The sequence below is a fragment of the Pseudoxanthomonas mexicana genome, assembly GCF_014397415.1.
Taxonomy (GTDB): domain Bacteria; phylum Pseudomonadota; class Gammaproteobacteria; order Xanthomonadales; family Xanthomonadaceae; genus Pseudoxanthomonas_A; species Pseudoxanthomonas_A mexicana.
Genome location: NZ_CP060731.1, coordinates 507858 through 528429 on the forward strand (window position 1 = coordinate 507858; position 20572 = coordinate 528429).

Consider the following 20572-nt stretch of genomic DNA (forward strand, 5'->3'; position numbering starts at 1 on the left):
TGTGGTTGAAGTGGTGTATTCCGCTGTCCATGCGCCGTCCCCGTGCCCGGCGACTTTAGCCGGCCGCGCCAGACTTGCCCAGCCGCACTAGACTGCGCGTCATCGTGGACACCGTCTTTCACTGCCGCACCGGCTGCGGGGCCTGCTGCACCGCCCCCTCGATCACCTCGCCCATCCCCGGCATGCCGCACGGCAAGCCGGCAGGCGTGCCGTGCGTGCAACTGGATGAGGCGCTGCGCTGCCGGTTGTTCGGGCGGCCGGAACGACCGGCGTTCTGCGCCACGCTGAAGCCCGGCCCCGACATGTGCGGGGCCAGCCGGCAGGACGCAATGGCGCTGCTGGCCGCGCTTGAACGCGCGACCGCACCCTGACCTCGCGATTCCGTCATTCCACCTGCGTGGAGATCCACCACGTGGTGCCGCCGGCATCGCGGAAGCCGCCGCGGCGGTCGCCGTCGCCCTTTTCCTGTGGCGCCTGCACCGGCGTGGCGCCGGCCGCCAGCGCGCGCGACCACGTGGCGTCGACATCCGGCACGTACAGGTGTACATGGCTGGCGACGGGCGGCCAGCCGTCCATGCCGTCGGCCAGCATCAGCACCGTGTCGTCGATGCGGACTTCGGCATGGCCCAGCCGCTCGCCCATCGGGTGCATGCGCAGCGGCTGGGCATCGAACACGGCGGTGAGGAAATCGATCGTGCGCTGCGCGCCGTCGACCACCAGGTACGGGGCCACCGAGGTGTAGCCGTCCGGTTTCCAGGCCATGCGGGTCTCCCAGGCGGCGCGGAGCGCGCCACGCCCATCATGCCGCGGGCGATGTTGGCTGCAGGTAACGGTCCTTCAGCTTGACGTAGTGGCCGGCCGAATAATGCAGGCTCTCGATTTCCTTCTCGGTCAGGACACGCGCGAAGCGGGCGGGATTGCCCAGCCACAGCTCGGCCTCGCCGACGACTTTGCCCGGGCCCAGCACCGCACCCGCGCCGAGGAAGCCGTACTTCTTCACCGTCGCGCCGTCGAGGATGCAGGCGCCCATGCCGATCAGGCACAGGTCCTCGATGGTGCAGGCATGGATGATGGTGCCGTGGCCGATGGTGACGTCCGCGCCGATCAGCGTGGGATAGCCGGCCTTGTTGTACGGGCTGTGATGGCTGACGTGGACGATGGTCCCGTCCTGCACGTTGGTGCGCGCACCCACGCGGATGAAGTTGACGTCGCCGCGCAGGATGGTGCCCGGCCAGATCGAGACGTCCTCGGCCAGCTCGACATCGCCGATCACGGTGGCCGCCGGATCGACGTAGACCCGCGGGCCCAGGACGGGAAAGCGGCCAAGATAGGGGCGCAGGGCGGTCAGAGTGTCGGTCATGCGCGGATTGTAGTGCGCCCGCTCGCAAGGGAAGGCATACACTCGGGCCATGACGACCTTCCCGCACGCCACCACGACCGCCGCGAACGCCGCCATCACCGCCGCCAACGCGGCGATCTCGGCCGCCTCCACGACGGCGCCGACCGACCCCGCTTCCGCCGCCTCCGCAGCCGGTGGCCCGCTGCGCGACACGCCCGTGTCCGATCTCGCGCCCACCCTGGACCGGCTGCGCCAGGCCTGGCAGGCACGCAAGCCGGACTACGACCAGCGCCGCGACGACCTGCACCGCCTGCGCGATGCATTGAAGCGGCGACTGCCGGAGATGGCCGAAACGGTCGCGGCCGACTTCGGCCACCGCTCGCGGCACGAGTCGCTGATCGCCGACGGCATGACGGTGCTCAACGAGATCGACCACCTGGCCTCGCACCTGCGCCGCTGGATGAAGCCGCGCCGCGTGGGCGTGGGCTGGCGCTTCTGGCCGGCGCGCGCGGAAGTGCGGCAGGCGCCGGTCGGCGTGGTCGGCGTGATCTCGCCATGGAACTATCCGGTCAACCTGGCGCTGATCCCGCTGGCCACCGCCATCGCCGCAGGCAACCACGTCTACCTGAAACCCTCCGAGCACACGCCGCGCACGACCGCGTTCCTGCGCTCGCTGCTGGCCGAAGTGTTTCCGCTGGAACGGGTCGCCGTGGCCGCCGGTGGCGCCGAGGTGGCGGGCGCGTTCGCCGCGTTGCCCTTCGACCATCTGGTGTTCACCGGCTCGACCGCGGTGGGCCGCAAGGTGATGGCCGCGGCCGCGCCGAACCTGACACCGCTGACCCTGGAGCTGGGCGGCAAGTCGCCGGCCATCGTCTGCGACGACTACCCGGTGGAACAGGCTGCGGCGCGTCTGGCCACGGGCAAGTGGTTCAACGGCGGACAGACCTGCATCGCCCCCGACTATGTGCTGCTGGTGGGCCGCAGCCGGCGCGACGCGCTGGTGCAGGCCCTGCGCGCGCAGGTGGCCGCGCGCTACGGCGACCTGTCCGATGCCGGCGACTACACCCGCATCATCAACGACGGCCAGTTCGCGCGGCTCGACGGCTATCTGGACGACGCCCGCCAGCGCGGACACGAGGTGGTCCCGCTCGCCGCCCACCACGACCGCGCGCAGCGCCTGTTCGCACCGGCGCTGGTGCTGGAGCCGGGCGACGAAGCGAAGGTGATGCAGGACGAGATCTTCGGCCCCATCCTGCCGATCCGCACCGTCGCATCGCTGGACGAGGCCATCGCCTACATCAATGCGCACGACCGTCCGCTGGCGCTGTATCCCTTCAGCCACGACCGCAAGCGGGTGGAGAGGATCCTGCACAGCACGCTGGCCGGCGGGGTGACCGTCAACGACACGGTGCTGCACTTCGGCATCAATGCGCTGCCGTTCGGCGGCATCGGGCCCAGCGGCATGGGCGCCTACCACGGGCGAGCCGGCTTCGACGCGATGAGCAAGGCGCTGCCGGTGCTGTGGCAGCCGCGGCGCGCGGGCAGCGACCTGCTGAAGCCGCCGTACTCCAAGGTCGCGCGGTTCATCGACTTCATCATCCGCTGAGGCACGCGGCATCCCCGAAGGCGGGTCCGCACGACCGTCACACCCCCTCTCCGCGGGAGGGCATGAGGGCGGACCCGTACCGCCATCCCGCGATCCAAGGACAACATCCGTCCGCAGCCTCGTCGAGAATCGCCTTTCCCGTTCGTCGGACGGGAAGACGCCCCCCTGACGGACCGCCATGTCGAACGTGAACCCGCCCGCCAAAGCCACCCGCCGCGAATGGATCGGGCTGGCCATCATCGCCCTGCCCTGCATGGTCTATGCGATGGACCTGACCGTGCTGAACCTGGCGCTGCCGGCGATCAGCGCCGAACTGGACCCCAGCGCCAGCCAGCTGCTGTGGATCGTCGACGTGTACGGCTTCCTGGTGGCCGGCTTCCTGATCACCATGGGCACGCTGGGCGACCGCATCGGCCGGCGCAGGCTGCTGCTGATCGGGGCAGCGGCATTCGCGGCCGCCTCGGTGATCGCCGCCTTCTCGCGCAGCGCGGAAATGCTGATCGCGATGCGCGCCCTGCTGGGCGTGGCCGGCGCCACGCTGGCACCGTCGACGATGTCGCTGATCCGCAACATGTTCCATGACGAACACGAACGCCAGTTCGCCATCGGCGTGTGGATCGCGGCGTTCTCGGTCGGCGGCGCGATCGGCCCACTGGTCGGCGGCCTGCTGCTGCAATGGTGGTGGTGGGGCGCGGCATTCCTCGCCGCGGTGCCAGTGATGGTGCTGCTGCTGGTGCTGGGGCCGAAGCTGCTGCCCGAATACCGCGATCCGGACGCCGGCGCGCTCGATCCGCTCAGCATGGTGCAGTCGCTGTTCTCGGTGCTGGCGGTGGTCTACGGGCTGAAACGCATCGCGGAGTACGGCACCGATGCGCGCGGCATCGCCGTGCTGCTGGTCGGCCTCGCGCTGGGTGTGCTGTTCGTGCGTCGGCAGAAGCATCTGGCCTATCCGTTCCTGGACGTGACCCTGTTCCGGCGGCCGGCGTTCTCCGCCGCCATCGTCGCCTACGCGCTGGCGGGCCTGTCGATGATGGGCGTGTACATCTTCATGACCCAGTACCTGCAGCTGGTGCTGGGCCTGACGCCGCTGCAGGCCGGCATCGCGACCGTGCCGTGGTCGCTGTGCTTCACCGTCGGATCGCTGCTGGCGCCGCGGCTGGCGCGACACTGGGGCGCGCGCCGGGTGATGGTGCGCGGCCTGCTGCTGGCCGCGGTCGGCTTCGGCATCACGGCCCTGGTGGTGCCGCCGTACGGGTTGTGGATCCTGATCGCGGGCATGCTGGCGATGAGCCTGGGCATGGCGCCGGTGTTCACGGTGGGCAACGAGCTGATCATCACCACTGCGCCGGCGGAACGTGCCGGCGCCGCTTCGGCCCTGGCCGAGACCAGCGCCGAACTCAGCGGCGCACTCGGCATCGCCGTGCTGGGCAGCCTGGGCATGCTGGCGTACCGGCTGTGGCTGGATCCCGCCCTGCCCACCTCACTCGCCGACGCCGACACGACCCGCGCGCTGTCCACGCTGGGCGGTGCGGTGGCCGTGGGGGGCGAACTCGGCGGTGCGGCCGGCATGGCTGTCGTCGACACCGCGCGGACCGCTTTCACCGGCGCCATGCGCGCGATCGCCGTGTTCGGCATGGCGATGATGCTGCTGGCCGCCTGGATGGCCGCGCGCCTGATGCGCGATGGCGAAGGCGAGGCGCACGTCGCCGTCGTGGCCGAAGACGCCGCGGGCGCCTGACCGTCCCGCTGGCTTAGAATCGCCGCCATGAAAATCGCCAGCTGGAACGTCAATTCGCTCAACGTGCGCCTGCCGCACCTCACCCAGTGGCTGGGCACGTTCGCGCCGGACATCGTGGGCCTGCAGGAAACCAAGCTGGAGGACCACCGCTTCCCCGACACCGCACTGGCGGAACTGGGCTACCGCAGCGTGTTCGCCGGACAGAAGACCTACAACGGCGTGGCGCTGCTGGCACGCGAGGCCATCGGCGACGTGCAGGTGGGCATCCCGGGTTTCGAGGACGAACAGAAGCGGGTCATCGCCGCGACGGTGGGCGAGGTGCGCGTCGTCAACCTGTACGTGGTCAACGGCCAGGACGTGGGCACCGACAAGTACGCCTACAAGCTGCGCTGGCTGGACGCGGTGCACGACTGGCTGGCCGCCGAGCTGCAGACGCATCCGAAGCTGGTGGTGATGGGCGACTTCAACATCGCGCCGGACGACCGCGACGTGTTCGACCCCAAGGTGTGGAACGACGACCATATCCTCACCTCCACCGCCGAGCGCGCGGCGCTGCAACGGCTGTACGCGCTGGGCCTGCACGATGCCTTCCGCCTGCACAGCGACGAAGCCAATGTCTACAGCTGGTGGGACTACCGGATGGGCGGCCTGCGCCGCAACCTGGGCCTGCGCATCGACCTGACGCTGGTGTCCGATGCGTTGCGCGGACACGCGGTGGAATCGGGCATCGACCGCGAGCCGCGCACCTGGGAGCGCCCCAGCGACCATGCGCCCGCATGGGTACGACTGGGTGGTTGAACCACGCCTGCTGCGCTGGCGCCGAACGAGCAAAGGCCCGGCTTTCGCCGGGCCTTTGCATTGCCACGGGCCTTGGGTGCGTCTCGAACGCGCACGCGGCCGCAGCGGAACCGTTACCTCGCGCGCCCGCGGGTGAACAGGTTGACGATCAGCAGCAGGACGACCGCGCCGATGAAGGCGGTGATCAGGAAGCCGACCCAGCCGCCGCCCAGGCCCAGGCCCAGTGTCGGCAGCAGCCAGCCACCCAGGAAGCCGCCGATGATGCCGACCACCACATTCAGGATGATGCCCTGCGACCCGTCACGCTTCATCACCAGGCTGGCCAGCCAACCGGCGATACCACCCACGATCAGATAGATGAGAAAATTCATTTCGCTGCTTCCTCCCTTGAATGGACAGAACCCCATGCCGCGGGGCGCGCTTGAATCTTCAACGCACGGCGTGAAACCGCCGTTAATTCACGTGGGGGAAGCGTCCTTGCCCGTGCTTCATAACGCCATCGCCACCGCCTTGCACGCCGTGCCGCACCACGCCGGATGCCTGCGCACGTGAACTGGCGCGACGCACCCGCCGACTGGCGCCATGACGGCATTGCGGTGTGGCTGCTGCCGCATGCCCCGCGGCAGCGCGGCGAACCGCAGGCACGCGAATCACTGGCGCATACGCTGGGCTTCGCACCTGAAACGCTGCCCATCACCCGCGACGCGCAGGGGCGGCCGCACTTCATCGCACCGCTGCACCATCTGGAAACGGGCTGGAGCCACAGTGGCGAGGCGCTGCTGCTGGCGCTGGGCGAAGACATCGAACTGGGCGTCGATATCGAACGCCTGCGTCCGCGCCCACGTGCGATGGATCTGGCGGAGCGCTTCTACCATCCCGAGGAGACCGCCTGGTTGCGCGGCTTCGACGACGACGATGCCCGCCTGCTGGCCTTCGTCCGCCTCTGGTGCATCAAGGAGGCGGTGCTGAAGGCCCACGGCCAGGGCATTTCGTTCGGCCTGCATCGCTTCCATGTCGCCCTGGACGAAGCGACCCCGCGCCTGGCCACGTGCGATCCCGGCCTGGGACGCCCCGACGACTGGCACCTGCACGAATGGGCGCCCCGGCCGGGCTACCGCGCCGCGCTGGCCTGGCACCCGCGGGGGCGGCGCGAAGGCCTGCGATAATGCGGCGATGAACGACACCGCCTTTCCTGCCGACCTGCGCGAGACCCTGCATCGTGGACTGCTTGCGCTCGGCCTGGACGCCGACGCGCTGGCGCCGCGCCTGCTGGCCTATCTGGCCCTGCTCGACCGCTGGAACAAGACCTACAACCTCACCGCGATCCGCGATCCGCGCGAGATGGTCACCCGCCACTTGCTGGACTCGCTGGCGATGCATCCGTTCGTCGACGACCTCGCCGCGCGCGGCGGCGCGTTGGCCGACCTCGGCACCGGTCCGGGGCTGCCCGGCATTCCGCTGGCCATCGCCAAGCCCGGCCTGCGCGTGACCCTGGTCGAGAGCAACGGCAAGAAAGCGCGCTTCCTGCGCGAAGCGGTACGCACCCTCAAGCTGGACAACGCCCGCGTGGCCGAGTCGCGTGCCGAGGCGCTGGACGAACCGCAGGCCTACGACGCGCTGACCGCGCGCGCGCTGGACGTGCTGGCCGGAATCATCGAGGTCGGCGGCCACCTGCTGAAACCGGGCGGCACGCTGCTGGGGATGAAGGGCGTGCGACCTGACGAGGAGATCGCCGCCCTGCCCGCCGGCTGGTCGGTGGCCACCGTCGAACCGCTGACCGTGCCCGGCCTGGTCGGCGAGCGCCACATGGTCGTGGTCCGCCGCGACTGAACCGCGCACCCCGTCGGGGCGTGCGGTGTAACTCCTTGATATGACTGACCGCGACAGCGCCCGGCCGCACATGCGCGTGCGCGGATGACCGGATATGCCCCCTGTTGTCCGTTGGGACGATTTCGCACGCCCGCTCCAGAGCCCGCATAATCCCCCATCCACCCCGTAACCGATAAGGCGCCCTCGCATGGCCCGCATCATTGCCATTGCCAACCAGAAAGGCGGAGTCGGCAAGACCACCACCGCGGTGAACCTGGCGGCTGCGCTGGCGCGTGCGCCGCAACGCGTGCTGCTGGTCGACCTGGATGCGCAGGGCAATGCAACGATGGGCAGCGGTGTGGACAAGCGCGAGGTCGAGGCCTCGACCTGCGACGTGCTGCTGGGCGAAGTGGAGGCCAGGGCCGCGGTGGTGACCACCGCCGAGGGCTTCGACCTGATGCCGGGCAACATCGACCTGACCGCGGCGGAGATCCAGCTGATGGAATCCGACGGCCGCGAGCAGCGCCTGAAGACCGCGCTGGAAAGCCTGCGCGGCGACTACGACTTCATCATCATCGACTGCCCGCCGGCGCTGTCGCTGCTGACGCTCAATGCGCTGACCGCCGCCGATTCGGTGCTGGTGCCGATGCAGTGCGAGTACTACGCCCTGGAAGGCCTGTCCGCGCTGATGGAAACCATCGAGGCGCTGCGCGCGCGCCTGAATCCCGGCCTGGAGATCGAAGGCGTGCTGCGAACGATGTTCGACATCCGCAACAACCTGGCCAATGCCGTCTCCGGCGAACTGACCACGCATTTCGGCGACAAGGTGTTCCGCACCATCGTGCCGCGCAACGTGCGCGTGGCCGAAGCGCCCAGCCATGGCCAGAGCATCGTCGGCTACGACCGCGCCTCGCGCGGCGGCGTGGCCTACCTGGGCCTGGCCGGCGAGATCCTGCGCCGCGCCGCCGACCGCAAGAAGCAACAGCAGCACATGGAGCACGCGTGATGAGCGCCCCGAAGAAGCGCGGCCTGGGTCGCGGACTGGAAGCCCTGCTCGGCCCGAAGGCCGCCGAGACGCCCCCGCCGGAAGCCCAGCCGGGCGAAGCACTGCGTACCCTGCCGGTGCAGCAGCTGCAGCCGGGCAAGTACCAGCCGCGCATGCAGATGGATGCCTCCAAGCTCACCGAGCTGGCGGAATCGATCAAGGCGCAGGGCGTGATCCAGCCGATCGTCGTGCGCGAGCTGTCGCCCGGCAAGTTCGAGATCGTCGCCGGCGAGCGCCGCTGGCGCGCCTCGCAGGAAGCCGGCCTGGCCGAAGTGCCGGTGGTCGTGCGCGAACTGGACGACCGCACCGTCATCGCGATGGCGCTGATCGAGAACATCCAGCGCGAGGACCTCAATCCGCTGGAAGAGGCGCAGTCGCTGCAGCGCCTGATCAACGAATTTTCGCTGACCCATGCCGAAGCCGCCGAGGCCGTGGGCCGTTCGCGCGCCGCGGTGTCCAACCTGCTGCGCCTGCTGGAACTGCCGCCGGCCATCCGCGCCCTGCTGGAAGCCCGCCGCTTGGAGATGGGCCACGCCCGCGCGCTGCTGACGCTGTCGCCGGATCTGGCCAGCAAGCTGGCCTCCGACGCCGCCGAACAGGGCTGGTCGGTGCGCGAGGTCGAACACCGCGCGCAGCAGTTCGCCGCCGGCAAGGTGCCGATCAACGGCAAGAAGACCAAGCCCGCCAAGGCCGCGCCGCAGCCGGACATCGCCTCACTGGAAACCGAGCTGTCCGAAAGCCTGGGCACCCGCGTGACCATCGCCCACGGGCGCGGCGGCAAGGGCAAGCTGATCATCCAGTACACCGACCTGGACACGCTGGACGGCGTGCTGGAGCGCCTGCGCCCGAAGGGCTGAGGCCGGATCCCTGCAGGAGCGACGTCAGTCGCGAGCGCACGTCTTCCGTTCCCGCATCCCCGGACCTTGCGGCAAGGGCGCGGCATGTCCTCCTGCATCGCCGCGATCGATCAGGTCGTCCGGATCGCCAGGCCCCACGGTCGCGACTGACATCGCTCCTACAGAAAGCGCGGCCCCTGTGCCTGCATTACCATCCGTTTTCCGCTTCCACCGGATGCCTGCCTTGAACCTCCGCATCGCCGCCCTTCTGCTCGCCTGCGCTCCGCTGCACGCGCTCGCCTTCGCGCCCTCCGACGCCGACAAGCGCTTCCAGGCGATCTACGAAAAGGAATGGACCTGGCGGCAGGAGCAGACCGGCCAGGCCGACGAGGACACCGACACCAGCGGCGACAACACCCGCCTGCCCGACGTGGGCGCCCCGGCGCAGCAGGCGCGGCTGAAGGTCTGGGAGCAGGTGCTGAAGGACCTGGACGGGATCGACCCGGCCGGACTCTCGGCCGAGAACCGCATCAACCTGGCCATCTACCGCCCGCAGGTGGAGAACCTGGCGGCGGAAGTGCGCCTGCGCGCGTACGAGATGCCGTTCAATTCCGATTCCTCGTTCTGGTCGAACCTGTCCTTCATGGCGCGCCGGCAGATGAAGACGGCCGACGACTACCGCGCCTATGCGGCACGCCTGCGCGACGTGCCCCGCCACTTCGACCAGCACATCGCCAACATGCGCGCCGGCCTGGCGCGCGGCTTCACCGTGCCGCGCGCGGTGCTGGACGGCCGCGACGTGTCGATCGCCGCGGTGGCGGAGCTGAAGGATCCGGAGCAGTCCGCCTTCTATGCACCGTACAGGAAGATGCCCGCCCGCATTCCCGCGGCGGAGCAGGAAGCGCTGCGGAAGGAGGCGCGCGTGGCGATCAGCGAGCGGGTGGTTCCCGCGTTCGGCACGCTGCTGGCGTTCTTCCGCACCGAATACGTGCCGAAGGCCCGCACCACGCTGGCGGCCGAAGCGATGCCGGGCGGCAAGGACTTCTACGCCCAGCAGATCCGCGAATACACCACGCTGGACCTCAGCGCCGAGCAGATCCACCAGATCGGCCTGGAAGAAGTCGCGCGCATCCGGGCCGAGATGCAGGAAGTGATCGAGCAGTCCGGCTTCAAGGGAACGTTCGCCGAGTTCCTGACCTTCCTTCGCACCGATCCGCAGTTCTACGCCAAGACGCCGCAGCAACTGCTCGACCGCGCGGCGTGGATCTCCAAGCGCGTGGACGGCGAGGTCGGCAAGTTCATCGGCACGCTGCCGCGCGGGCGCTTCACCATCGTCGAGGTGCCGGCCGACATCGCGCCGTTCTGGACGGCCGGCCGGGGCGGACTGGGCACGTACTGGCTGAACACCTACGACCTGCCCTCGCGCCCGCTGTACAACCTGCCGGCGCTGACGCTGCACGAATCCTCGCCCGGCCACTCGCTGCAGGCCGCGCTGGCGCAGGAACAGGGCGAACAGCCCGCCTTCCGCCGCGACAACTACATCTCCGCCTATGGCGAAGGCTGGGCGCTGTACACCGAGAAGCTGGGCAAGGAGATGGGCATCTACGAGACGCCCTACGAGGATTTCGGCCGCCTGACCTACGAGATGTGGCGCGCCGCGCGCCTGGTGATCGACACAGGCGTGCACCACAAGGGCTGGAGCCGCGACCAGGCCCTGGCCTACCTGCGCGACCACACTGCCCTGTCCGAGCACGAGGTGACCACCGAGGTCGACCGCTACATCTCCTGGCCTGGGCAGGCGCTGAGCTACAAGCTGGGCGAGATCGCCATCGTCCGCCTGCGGGCCGAGGCCGAGCGCGAACTGGGTCCGAAGTTCGACATCAAGGCCTTCCACGACGCCGTGCTGAAGCAGGGCTCGGTGACCCTGCCGGTGCTGGAAAGCCAGATCCGCGCCTTCATCGCCGCCAGCAAGGCCGGCCCGGCCAAGGCGGCCGCGGCCGCACCGTGATCCGATAGGGTGGGCCCCGGCCCACCTCGCCTTCCAGCCGCCGAGACGCGCCGATGTCGGGCCGAGGCCCGACCTACGCTGGGCAGGCGGGCTTCGGCCCACCGTGCCGCCCGCCCTAAGTGCTTGCGACACAAGGGAAACCCCGGCATAATGCGCGGCTCGCTGTGTCCGGCCTGGCCGGATCTGCGGCCGGAAGCGCGATTCCGGCTTGGGTCAGCAGCGGTTTTCCTGCCGTATCGCGTGGTGTCCGACCTGCCCTGCAGGCCGTCCATCGGGCCGCCGTCCCCCAGGCTATGGGCGACACAATTACTTATCGAGGTGCGTATGTCCCGCGTATGCCAAGTGACCGGCAAGCGTGTGATGACGGGTAACAACGTCAGCCACGCCAACAACAAGACCCGTCGTCGTTTCCTGCCCAACCTGCACGAGCGCCGCTTCTGGGTCGCCAGCGAAAACCGCTGGGTCAAGCTGAAAGTGTCCGCGCACGCGCTGCGCACCATCGACAAGAACGGCATCGACTCCGTTCTGGCCGAGCTGCGTGCGCGCGGCGAGAAGATCTGAGGAGTAATCGAACATGGCATCCAAGCGCGACAAGATCCGTCTGATCTCCTCGGCCAACACCGGCCACTTCTACACGACGGACAAGAACAAGAAGAACACCCCGGGCAAGATGGAAATCAAGAAGTACGACCCGGTCGTGCGCAAGCACGTGATCTACAAGGAAGGCAAGATCAAGTGACCTAGCGGCGCGTTCGCACAGCGAACGCCTTTGCCGCTAGGTCATCCCCGCGAAAGCGGGGATCCAGCGCCTCAAGGAAAACCCCGCCTCGGCGGGGTTTTCTGCTTTCAGTCTTCGGCGAGCGAAAAGCTTCCCCTCATCCGCCCCCGTATCGAGTACGGGGCAGGCTCTTCGGGCACCTTCTCCCCGCGTTGCAGGGAGAAGGGAACGGCACTCGGGTTTTCATTTGTTCGCCGGCCAACGCAGAATCAGGGCATTCCCTCCCCGGACACCCGCACCGCATGGACTGGTCCCTTGGCACCGCGCTGCTGATCGTCGACTGGCTGATCCGGCTGGCGGCGCTGTGGTGGATTCCCAGCCGGACCACGCCGGCCGCGGCGCGCAGCTGGCTGCTGCTGGTGGGCTTCGTGCCGCTGCTCGGCCTGCCGCTGTACCTGTTGCTGGGGCATCCCTGGCTTTCGCGTGAGCGTGTCGCGCGGCAGGCGCGCGCCTCCGATGTGATCCGCGAGGAACAGCGTCCGCTCAGCGCCCTGCGCTGGACGCCGCGCGACGGTGCCGCGGCCGAAATGGCCCCGCTGATCGAACGCCAGGGCGCCTTCATGCCCACGCATGGCAATGCGGTGACGCTGCTGGATGACTACGACGCGTCGCTGCGTGCGCTGCTGGACGACATCGGCGCGGCCAACCGGCAGGTGCACCTGCTGTACTACCTGATGTTCGACGACCCGGTGGGCGAAGCCGTCACGTCCGCACTGTGCGCGGCCGCCGCGCGCGGCGTGACCTGCCGCGTGCTGCTGGATGCCGTGGGCGCCAAGCGCGGGCTGCGCGCATACCGCGCCCGCCTGCGCGCAGCCGGCGTGTTGGTGCACGACATGCTGCCGGGCGGCCTGCGCTGGCGGCGCAGCGGCCGGATGGACCTGCGCAACCACCGCAAGGTCGCAGTGATCGACAACCGCATCGGCTACGTGGGGTCGCAGAACCTGGCGGAGGCCACGTTCGTGGCGGGCCATCCGAATCGCGAGCTCGTCGCGCGCGTGCAGGGGCCGGTGGTCTCGCACCTGGAAGGCGTGTTCGCCAGCGACTGGTACATCGAGACCGGGGAACGGCTGGACGTGCGTCCCGACCTGTCCGTGCAGCCGCAGGATGTGGCCACGCAGCTGCTGCCCAGCGGACCCGCCTACCCCTTCGAGAACGCGCGCGACACCGTCAACGCGCTGATCCACCTGGCGCGCCACAAGGTGGTGCTGACCACGCCCTACTTCGTGCCCGACGACGCCACGCTCAGCGCACTGCGCATCGCGGCGCTGTCGGGCGTGGACGTGCAGCTGGTGCTGTCGGCCACCAACAACCAGACGCTCACCGCGTGGGCGCAGCAGTCGTACTACGCCGAGCTGCTGGCCTGTGGGGTGAAGATCGCGCTGTACCGGCCGCACTTCCTGCACGCCAAGCACCTGACGGTGGACGACGGCATCGCCCTGGTCGGCTCGATCAACCTGGACATCCGTTCGTTCGCGCTGAATGCGGAGATCGGACTGGTCTGCTACGACGCCGGCCTGGTGGCGCGCATCCGCGCGATCGAAGCCGACTACCTGGCACATGCCGATGTCGTGCAGGCCGAAGCCTGGCGACGGCGCCCCGGGTGGCAACGCAGCCGCGAAGGCATCGCACGGCTCGCCGATTCGCTGATGTAGCCCGGCACCGGGCCGATCCGGCGCATTCGCTACAATGCGCGCATGAGCGAAGACACCCCGACCGCCCCGCTGCCGCCCTGCGACCTGGCGATCATCGGCGGCGGCGCCGGGGGCGTGCTGGTGGCGATGCAGGCGTTGCGCCAGGCCACGGCGCCGCTGCGCATCGTGATGATCGAGCCACGCAGCGTGCTCGCGCAGGGCGTGGCCTATGCGACGACGCATGGCGAACACCTGCTCAACGTGCCGGCGGCCCGCATGAGCGCGTTCGACGACCGTCCCGAGGACTTCCTGGACTACGTGGTCGCCACCACACCACCGGGCGGTCCGGAGCGCGCATCGTTGGCGCACGCCTTCATCGAGCGCCGTCGCTACGGCGAGTACCTGCGCGTACGTCTGGCCGAGGCCATCGCCGCGAGTCCGGCGCAGCTGCAGGTCGTCCACGACCGCGTCGCCGAACTCGAGCCGCGGTCCGACGGCGCGACGCTGCGCCTTGCCCGGCATGGCGAGCTGCAGGCCGCGGGCGTCGTGCTCGCGGTCGGCAACACGCCCAAGCCGCTGCCCGCGCGCGGCGCGCCGCAGCTGCCGGAAGGACGCTCGCTGGCGGCATGGGACTTCGACGCCGTCAAGGCGATCCCGCGGGATGCCGACCTGTGCATTGTCGGCTCGGGCCTGAGCATGGTCGATACGGTGCTCAGCCTGGCCGAAAACGGCCATGCGGGCACGATCCATGTGCTGTCGCGGCACGCGCTGCTGCCGCTGCCGCATTGTCATGGCCCGGCCGCCACCTTCGACCCCGCCCCGTTGCAGGCGATGGACCTGCGCGCCCGCATGCGCTTCCTGCGTACCGCGGCGAAAGAGGCCATGGCCGAAGGCCTGCCGTGGCAGTCGGTGATGGAGCGCATCCGCCCCCAGGTGCAGGCGCTGTGGCAGTCGCTGCCGCTGCCCGAGCAGCGGCGCTTCCTGCGCCACGGGGTACGCCAGTGGGACGTGCACCGCCACCGCATCGCGCCCGAGGTCCACGCCCGGCTGCAGTCGCTCGTCGAACGCGGCCAGCTGCGCCTGCATCGCGGCCGCCTGGACACGGTGATGGCCGAAGGCCCGCGCCTGCGCGTCAGCACGCATGCACGCGACGGGCGCATCGATGAGTTTGATGTCGACTACGTGGTCAACGCCACGGGCGTGGAAATGCGTGCGCAGACCATGCGCAATCCGCTGCTTCACGACCTGCTGGGCAAGGGCCACGCCCAGGCCGGGCCGCACGGGATCGGCCTGAAGGCCGCACGCGACGGCCGCATGGTCGATGCGCAGGGACAGCCGCAGCCCCGCGTGTTCATCCTCGGCAGCCTGCGCATCGGCTGCATCTGGGAAAGCATCGCCATCCCGGAACTGCGCGGCCAGGCCGACACCGCCGTGCGCGGCCTGCTGGCCCCGCCCGCCGCCTGACCGCACGCCGCCGGACCGGCCGCACAGTACACTCGGCGGCGGGTTGAGCGCCGGGAGAGGGCGTTGGTTTCCAGCTGGATCCTGCTGTTGGTGTCCATCGGCTATGCCGCACTGCTGTTCGGCGTGGCGTGGTGGGGCGACCGCCGCCCGATGTACCCCGACCGCCCGTGGCTGCGCCCGGTGGTCTACAGCCTTGCGCTGGCGGTGTACTGCTCGTCGTGGACGTTCTACGGCGCGGTTGGCAGCGCGGTGCGCAACGGCCTGGGCTACCTGCCGATCTACCTGGGACCGCTGCTGCTGCTGCTGTTCGGCTGGCGCATCATCGAGCGGCTGGCGCTGATCGCGCGAAGCGAGAACACCGTTTCCATCGCCGACTTCATCTCCTCGCGCTACGGCCGCTCGCGTCGGCTGGCCGCGCTGGTCACCGTCATCGCCCTGATCGGCGTGGTGCCCTACCTGGCCCTGCAGTACAAGGCCGTGGCGATGAGCCTGAGCGTGCTCAGCGGCGACGGCGGCGATAGCGCCCATGGCTTCTTCACCGACCCTGCGCTGTACGTGGCACTGCTGATGGCGCTGTTCGCCGCGCTGTTCGGCACACGCCAGGTGGACGCCACCGAGCACCACCACGGCATGATGCTGGCGATCTCGCTGGAATCGGTGGTCAAGCTGGTGGCGATGATCGCGGTGGGCGTGTTCGCCTACCTGTGGCTGGGCGACAACGCCTTCCGCGTCACCCACTCCGCACGCACGCTGTTCGAGAATGCGCCGCCGGTAGGCTTCATCGCACAGACGCTGCTGGGCTTCCTGGCCATCGTCTGCCTGCCGCGCCAGTTCCACGTGGCGGTGGTGGAATGCAGCGACGTGGGCGACATACGCAAGGCGCGCTGGCTGTTCGGCGGCTACCTGGCGCTGTTCTCGCTGATGGTGGTGCCCATCGCGGCGGCGGGTGCGTCGCTGTTCGGCGGCACCAGCGTGGCCGACGACAGCTACGTGCTGGCGCTGCCGCTGGCCGAGGGGCGCACCGCATTGGCGATCGTCGCCTACGTGGGCGGCTTTTCGGCGGCGACCGGCATGGTGATCGTCGCCAGCATCGCGCTGGCGACGATGGTCAGCAACGACCTGATCATGCCGGTGCTGCTGCGACGCGGCTGGGCCGAGCACCACGCCGAGGCCGACGTGGCCTCGCGTGTGCTGTGGATCCGCCGCGTGGCGATCCTGTTGCTCGCCCTCACCGCCTATTCCTACTACCGCAGCAGCAGCAACGACAGCACGCTGGCCTCGTACGGCCTGATGGCATTCGCGGCGGTGGCGCAGTTTGCGCCGGGCCTGATCGGTGGACTGTACTGGCGCGGTGCCAGCCGGCGCGGGGTGGAGGCCGGCATGGTGCTGGGCTTCGCGACGTGGATCTACACCCTGCTGCTGCCGACGATGACGCAGGCCGGCTGGTTCGGCATGGCGTGGCTGCACGACGGCCCCTTCGGCATCCACTGGCTGCGCCCGCAGCAGCTGTTCGGCCTGAGCGGCTGGGATACGCTGACCCACGGCACGTTCTGGTCGCTGCTGGTCAACACCGGCACGATGATGATCGTCTCCGCACGCTCGCGTCCTGGCGTGGACGAGCGGCTGCGCGCCGCGCCCTTCCTCGACCCGTATGCGCAGCGCCCTGCGCTGGTGGCCGGCGAATGGCCCGGCAGCGTGCGCGTGGGCGACCTGCGTACCCTGGCCGAACGCGTGGTCGGCGAACGGCATGCGCGCCGCGCCTTCGCCGAGCAGGCTCAGCTGCTGGAACGCGAGCTGCAGCCCAACGCGCCCGCGGACCGCGCCTGGGTGCAGTTCACCGAGCGCCTGCTGGCCGCCGCCATCGGTGCCGCCTCCGCCCGCATCGTGCTGACGAGCGTGCTGCGCGGCTCGGGCATGGAACTGGGCGAAGTGGTCGCCGTGCTGGACCAGGCGGGGCAGGAGCTGCGCTTCAACCGCGAGATCCTGTCCACCACGCTGGAGAACATCAGCGCCGGCGTCAGCGTGGTGGACCCGGACATGCGGCTGGTGGCCTGGAACCGGCGCTACCAGCAGATGTTCGGCTACCCGGACGGCATGCTGTACGTGGGACGCCCGGTCGCGGACCTGATCCGTTACAACGCCGAGCGCGGCGAACTGGGCGAAGGCGATGTGGACGCGCAGATCGACAAGCGCATCCGCTACATGCGCGCGGGCTCACCGCATATCTTCGAGCGCGTGCGCGCGGACGGGCAGGTGATCGAGATGCGCGGCCAGCCGCTGCCCGGCGGCGGCTACGTCACCAGCTACAACGACATCACCGACTTCAAGCGCGCCGAAGCCCTGCTGCTGGAGACCAACGAAACGCTGGAACAGCGCGTGGCAGAACGCAGTGAGGCCGCCGAGCATGCGCAACAGTCGCGTACACGCTTCCTGGCCGCGATCAGCCACGACGTGCTGCAGCCGCTGAACGCAGCGCGCCTGTTCGTCAGCGCACTGCGCGACAGCGAACAGGGCGACGATGCACAGGCACAGGAACGCAAGCACCTGAGCGAACGCGTCGATGCCTCGCTGCGCGCGGCCGAGGAACTGCTCGACGGCCTGCTGGATGTGTCGCGCCTGGACGCCGGCGGCCTGCACACCCAGATCAGCGACTTCGATGTCGGCGAACTGCTGCGCGAACTGGCCGCACAGTACGCGCCCGTCGCCGCGGGCCGTGGCCTGCAACTGCGCGTGCACGCACGCACGGTACCGGTACGCAGCGACCGCCGCCTGCTGCGCCGGGTACTGCAGAACTTCCTGGCCAACGCGCTGCGCTACACGCGTGAAGGCCGCATCGTGATCGGCATGCGGGTACGCGGCGACCACGTCGCGCTGCAGGTCTGGGACACCGGACCCGGCATCCCCGAAAACCACATGCGGCAGATCTACGACGAGTTCCACCGCTACCAGCAGCCGTTCGACTGGGGCGAGCGCGGCCTGGGCCTGGGGCTGTCGATCTGCCAGCGCATCTCCCGGTTGCTGCAGCACGAGCTGGATGCGCGCAGCACGGTGGATCACGGCAGCATGTTCTCCATCGTGGTCCCGCGCGGCAGCCAGCTGAGTGAACGCCGCGCGTCGACGCGACGCGGCACCCTGGCCAGCGACTCCCTGGCCGGCCTGCGCGTGCTGTGCGTGGACAACGACCGCGAGATCATCGACGGCATGCAGGCGCTGCTCGGCCGCTGGCAGGTGGATGTCATCACCGCCACCACCGTGGACGAGGCCTTGCAGAAAATCGCCGAAGGTCCGTCGGTGATGCTGGTGGACTACCACCTGCACGACCGCCTGGATGGCTTGGCCACGCTGGACGCGCTGCGCGCCGCCAGTCCCGGCCCCGTCGCCGGCGCCCTGCTCACCGCCGACGGCCGCGACGAACTGAAGCGCGAAGCCCGCGAGCGCGGCTACCGCCTGCTCACCAAACCCGTGAAGCCCGCCTCGCTACGCGCCTTCCTCGCCGCCCACCACATCCCCCTCCAACTCCCCGCCCTCGACTGAAGCCGGATACCACCCCGACATGAGGCTGATAAACCAATAACAGATCGCTTTACGCTGATAGAACCTTTCAAGAAATCCGGCCAGGCACTTAAGTGGCGATCCAGTTCATTGATTTACAAAGAAAACGATATTGACGCACCTCGGCGAACGGCTGAATACTCGGCGCTATCACCCCTTTTTGGGGTCTACTAGGTGTTAGGCATCTTGTGAAAGAGTTCACGCGCCCACCAACAAAGCGAGAACGAGCGCTCGCAATCGGTCTCAACACGCTTCTTGCCTGCCTGTTCGGCTCATTGGCAGCGCTTCTGCTATACCGCGGAGCTACTGTGGCGGCTGTAGTCTGTGCTCTCATCACCAGCATTTGGATTGGCTTGCTTTACCGCGCAGCATTCGGTCAGCCGCGAGCTCTTGGTACGCGCGGCAGCCACACTCTCTCCTGGGTGCTTCTTCTCGGCGGCCTGGCAGGTTTCGTGCTGGTGGCACTTGTTCCTGGGGCTGCCGTTCATAGGCTCATGGTGCTCGGTGGCTCCCTTACCTTCTTCTCGGCAGGGCTTGTTGGCGTCCGGTCTCGAGGGCAAGATGCCTAACAATTCATTCAAGCCGAACCCGCTTCGCGGGTCGGCTTAATTCAGGCGTTAGCCACTAGAACATGCATCTCGAACTTAACCACAACGACCCAACGTTGAAGGTGGTCTATGAGCTCTTCTACGAGCTCCGGGACGATCCAGAACACGTTCAGATCGTCCAGGCCCTTAGCCTGAACAACGACAAGCCATTCTTGGGGCTCAAGCCTGTGCATGGCTTGTTTGGCTCAAATGACTGGTGGGAGAGCATCAGATCAGGACGCATCAAAACCGCCCATGTGACCGGTACTATCCGGGACTTGGTATTCGCGGGGCAGGACTCCCGATGGGGTGATAGCGTCAACTCTTTCAACCTTCAACTAGACGACGGCACAGTCATGCTCGAGAGTATCTACGCTCACGAAAAGCACGACCGCAAGCTGTTCCGTGTTGGAGCCAAGGTCTCCTGCTGGTATGCACTACTAGAGCTAAAGTGCCAACCGGCCCCGGACGGCGGAGTCAACTACGCTGAGACTCTGCTAGAGATGGCGGTTTCCGCATAACCTCTAGTGGCTAACAATTCATTCAAGCCGAACCCGCTTCGCGGGTCGGCTTAATTCAGGCGTTAGGCCATATGACAAAGAGTTTCGCCTCTGCATTGAAAGCAAGCGCAGCGGTGTCGCTGTTCGCCACTCTCGTCCTTTCGTACATCATGGCGGGAACATCCGTCTACAACGTCACGCCTGAAGAGCTCGCAGCGCTCAAGTACTACGATGCGATCAAGCTAATCGAATCTCGGACTCAGACCACAACTGGCTTTTCAGCTCTCCTCTACACCGCTTTTAGCCCATCATTCGCCTTAACATTTCTTGGTATCTGGGCTGGCTTGACGGGTCTTTGCATGAGCGCATTTCTTGTCTTCTTTCGGATTGCTCGACCGCAAGCACCTGGCTGAACCAGTAATCGGCACTATGGCCTAACAATTCGTTCAAGCCGAGCCCGCTTCGCGGTCTCGGCGCCAAACCGGCTCTCCTCGGGCGGGCCGGCTTAACTCAGGCGTTAGACCGCATGGCAGAGTTCACTGACGATTGGCCTGACGATGCAGATGGCGGCGTCTTCCGCAATCTCGCTGCCAATGCATTCGACTTCTCCAAGCAGTATTCCGTCGACTACAACGTAGACTTCGATAGCTGGCCCCCTCAGGCAGCCGCCCTCGACCTTCTTCGGGCAATGTACGGCGAGCTTGGCCTGTATCCGCCTGACGAGCACGGCGACGGTTACGTCCAATTCCAAGTTCTAGGCAAGGTCTCATACGAGGGTGTGACGTCAGTCCAACGCCAGGCTAGCGCGGCAATGGGGCAATTCGGCGGCGTTTGCGAGTCCTGGGGAGTCCTGCACTAATGCGGTCTAACAATTCATTCAA

General features: G+C 68.2%; 20 protein-coding genes. 17 read left to right on the forward strand and 3 right to left on the reverse strand.

Annotated elements, in window-relative coordinates:
- Positions 1 to 104: 104 nt before the first annotated feature.
- Positions 105 to 371: a YkgJ family cysteine cluster protein gene (locus tag IAE60_RS02455; protein WP_187573726.1), complete on the forward strand. Its 267-nt coding sequence runs from the start codon at positions 105 to 107 to the stop codon at positions 369 to 371.
- Between the two features lie 13 nt (positions 372 to 384).
- Here the strand turns inward: IAE60_RS02455 and IAE60_RS02460 are convergent, their stop codons facing one another.
- Positions 385 to 762 carry a VOC family protein gene (locus IAE60_RS02460; RefSeq protein ID WP_187573727.1) on the reverse strand — a complete coding sequence of 126 codons (378 nt, stop codon included), beginning with the start codon at positions 760 to 762 and terminating at the stop codon, positions 385 to 387.
- A gap of 37 nt (positions 763 to 799) precedes the next feature.
- The gene (locus IAE60_RS02465) at positions 800 to 1360 is read right to left on the reverse strand and encodes a gamma carbonic anhydrase family protein (protein ID WP_374502402.1); all 561 of its coding nucleotides are present in this window, start codon (positions 1358 to 1360) and stop codon (positions 800 to 802) included.
- Between the two features lie 49 nt (positions 1361 to 1409).
- On the opposite strand from IAE60_RS02465, the gene IAE60_RS02470 reads away from it, so the two are divergent.
- The 3 genes from IAE60_RS02470 (at position 1410) to xth (ending at position 5481) form a co-directional block, all read left to right on the forward strand.
- A complete protein-coding gene (locus tag IAE60_RS02470; RefSeq protein ID WP_187573728.1) occupies positions 1410 to 2945 on the forward strand; it encodes a coniferyl aldehyde dehydrogenase in 1536 nt (511 codons plus the stop codon).
- Between the two features lie 178 nt (positions 2946 to 3123).
- Positions 3124 to 4683, forward strand: a complete 1560-nt coding sequence (locus IAE60_RS02475) for an MFS transporter (protein ID WP_187573729.1) — start codon at positions 3124 to 3126, stop codon at positions 4681 to 4683.
- A 27-nt stretch (positions 4684 to 4710) separates the two neighbouring features.
- Entirely contained in the window at positions 4711 to 5481 is a 771-nt protein-coding gene (gene xth, locus IAE60_RS02480; protein WP_162110933.1) for an exodeoxyribonuclease III, read from the forward strand.
- Between the two features lie 113 nt (positions 5482 to 5594).
- Here the strand turns inward: xth and IAE60_RS02485 are convergent, their stop codons facing one another.
- Positions 5595 to 5852: a GlsB/YeaQ/YmgE family stress response membrane protein gene (locus IAE60_RS02485; RefSeq protein WP_185894497.1), complete on the reverse strand. Its 258-nt coding sequence runs from the start codon at positions 5850 to 5852 to the stop codon at positions 5595 to 5597.
- A gap of 165 nt (positions 5853 to 6017) precedes the next feature.
- Between IAE60_RS02485 and IAE60_RS02490 the strand changes: the two genes are divergently transcribed.
- The 13 genes from IAE60_RS02490 to IAE60_RS02550 all read left to right on the forward strand — a co-directional run bounded on the left by IAE60_RS02490 (position 6018) and on the right by IAE60_RS02550 (position 20550).
- On the forward strand, positions 6018 to 6647 hold the full coding sequence (locus IAE60_RS02490) for a 4'-phosphopantetheinyl transferase family protein (RefSeq protein ID WP_187573730.1): 630 nt from the start codon (positions 6018 to 6020) through the stop codon (positions 6645 to 6647).
- Between the two features lie 7 nt (positions 6648 to 6654).
- A complete protein-coding gene (gene rsmG, locus IAE60_RS02495; protein WP_187573731.1) occupies positions 6655 to 7311 on the forward strand; it encodes a 16S rRNA (guanine(527)-N(7))-methyltransferase RsmG in 657 nt (218 codons plus the stop codon).
- A 187-nt stretch (positions 7312 to 7498) separates the two neighbouring features.
- A complete protein-coding gene (locus IAE60_RS02500; protein ID WP_185894500.1) occupies positions 7499 to 8296 on the forward strand; it encodes a ParA family protein in 798 nt (265 codons plus the stop codon).
- Positions 8296 to 9192 carry a ParB/RepB/Spo0J family partition protein gene (locus tag IAE60_RS02505; RefSeq protein WP_187573732.1) on the forward strand — a complete coding sequence of 299 codons (897 nt, stop codon included), beginning with the start codon at positions 8296 to 8298 and terminating at the stop codon, positions 9190 to 9192. The genes IAE60_RS02500 and IAE60_RS02505 overlap by 1 nt, the downstream gene beginning before the upstream one ends.
- A gap of 235 nt (positions 9193 to 9427) precedes the next feature.
- Positions 9428 to 11179 carry a DUF885 domain-containing protein gene (locus tag IAE60_RS02510; RefSeq protein WP_244966695.1) on the forward strand — a complete coding sequence of 584 codons (1752 nt, stop codon included), beginning with the start codon at positions 9428 to 9430 and terminating at the stop codon, positions 11177 to 11179.
- A gap of 324 nt (positions 11180 to 11503) precedes the next feature.
- Positions 11504 to 11740: a 50S ribosomal protein L28 gene (gene rpmB, locus IAE60_RS02515; protein WP_055939185.1), complete on the forward strand. Its 237-nt coding sequence runs from the start codon at positions 11504 to 11506 to the stop codon at positions 11738 to 11740.
- A gap of 13 nt (positions 11741 to 11753) precedes the next feature.
- A complete protein-coding gene (gene rpmG, locus IAE60_RS02520; protein WP_027070918.1) occupies positions 11754 to 11918 on the forward strand; it encodes a 50S ribosomal protein L33 in 165 nt (54 codons plus the stop codon).
- Positions 11919 to 12199: 281 nt separating this feature from the next.
- Entirely contained in the window at positions 12200 to 13609 is a 1410-nt protein-coding gene (gene cls, locus IAE60_RS02525; RefSeq protein ID WP_187573734.1) for a cardiolipin synthase, read from the forward strand.
- A gap of 42 nt (positions 13610 to 13651) precedes the next feature.
- Positions 13652 to 15052 carry an FAD/NAD(P)-binding protein gene (locus tag IAE60_RS02530; RefSeq protein ID WP_187573735.1) on the forward strand — a complete coding sequence of 467 codons (1401 nt, stop codon included), beginning with the start codon at positions 13652 to 13654 and terminating at the stop codon, positions 15050 to 15052.
- 63 nt (positions 15053 to 15115) lie between these two features.
- Entirely contained in the window at positions 15116 to 18586 is a 3471-nt protein-coding gene (locus tag IAE60_RS02535) for a hybrid sensor histidine kinase/response regulator (protein ID WP_187573736.1), read from the forward strand.
- Positions 18587 to 19235: 649 nt separating this feature from the next.
- Entirely contained in the window at positions 19236 to 19712 is a 477-nt protein-coding gene (locus IAE60_RS02540; protein ID WP_187573737.1) for a hypothetical protein, read from the forward strand.
- Between the two features lie 71 nt (positions 19713 to 19783).
- Positions 19784 to 20104, forward strand: a complete 321-nt coding sequence (locus IAE60_RS02545) for a hypothetical protein (protein WP_187573738.1) — start codon at positions 19784 to 19786, stop codon at positions 20102 to 20104.
- 113 nt (positions 20105 to 20217) lie between these two features.
- Positions 20218 to 20550, forward strand: coding sequence for a ribonuclease E inhibitor RraB (locus tag IAE60_RS02550; protein WP_187573739.1), 333 nt, complete (start codon positions 20218 to 20220; stop codon positions 20548 to 20550).
- The last annotated feature ends 22 nt before the right edge of the window (positions 20551 to 20572 follow it).

Coding starts and splice junctions, on each gene's coding strand:
- IAE60_RS02475 (WP_187573729.1), top strand. CDS start 3,124: ATGTCGAACGTGAACCCGCCCGCCAAAGCCACCCGCCGCGAATGGATC.
- IAE60_RS02550 (WP_187573739.1), top strand. CDS start 20,218: ATGGCAGAGTTCACTGACGATTGGCCTGACGATGCAGATGGCGGCGTC.
- IAE60_RS02470 (WP_187573728.1), top strand. CDS start 1,410: ATGACGACCTTCCCGCACGCCACCACGACCGCCGCGAACGCCGCCATC.
- IAE60_RS02505 (WP_187573732.1), top strand. CDS start 8,296: ATGAGCGCCCCGAAGAAGCGCGGCCTGGGTCGCGGACTGGAAGCCCTG.
- IAE60_RS02540 (WP_187573737.1), top strand. CDS start 19,236: ATGCATCTCGAACTTAACCACAACGACCCAACGTTGAAGGTGGTCTAT.
- cls (WP_187573734.1), top strand. CDS start 12,200: ATGGACTGGTCCCTTGGCACCGCGCTGCTGATCGTCGACTGGCTGATC.
- IAE60_RS02465 (WP_374502402.1), bottom strand. CDS start 1,360: ATGACCGACACTCTGACCGCCCTGCGCCCCTATCTTGGCCGCTTTCCC.
- IAE60_RS02490 (WP_187573730.1), top strand. CDS start 6,018: ATGCCTGCGCACGTGAACTGGCGCGACGCACCCGCCGACTGGCGCCAT.
- IAE60_RS02485 (WP_185894497.1), bottom strand. CDS start 5,852: ATGAATTTTCTCATCTATCTGATCGTGGGTGGTATCGCCGGTTGGCTG.
- rpmB (WP_055939185.1), top strand. CDS start 11,504: ATGTCCCGCGTATGCCAAGTGACCGGCAAGCGTGTGATGACGGGTAAC.
- IAE60_RS02500 (WP_185894500.1), top strand. CDS start 7,499: ATGGCCCGCATCATTGCCATTGCCAACCAGAAAGGCGGAGTCGGCAAG.
- rsmG (WP_187573731.1), top strand. CDS start 6,655: ATGAACGACACCGCCTTTCCTGCCGACCTGCGCGAGACCCTGCATCGT.
- IAE60_RS02545 (WP_187573738.1), top strand. CDS start 19,784: ATGACAAAGAGTTTCGCCTCTGCATTGAAAGCAAGCGCAGCGGTGTCG.
- IAE60_RS02460 (WP_187573727.1), bottom strand. CDS start 762: ATGGCCTGGAAACCGGACGGCTACACCTCGGTGGCCCCGTACCTGGTG.
- IAE60_RS02530 (WP_187573735.1), top strand. CDS start 13,652: ATGAGCGAAGACACCCCGACCGCCCCGCTGCCGCCCTGCGACCTGGCG.
- rpmG (WP_027070918.1), top strand. CDS start 11,754: ATGGCATCCAAGCGCGACAAGATCCGTCTGATCTCCTCGGCCAACACC.
- xth (WP_162110933.1), top strand. CDS start 4,711: ATGAAAATCGCCAGCTGGAACGTCAATTCGCTCAACGTGCGCCTGCCG.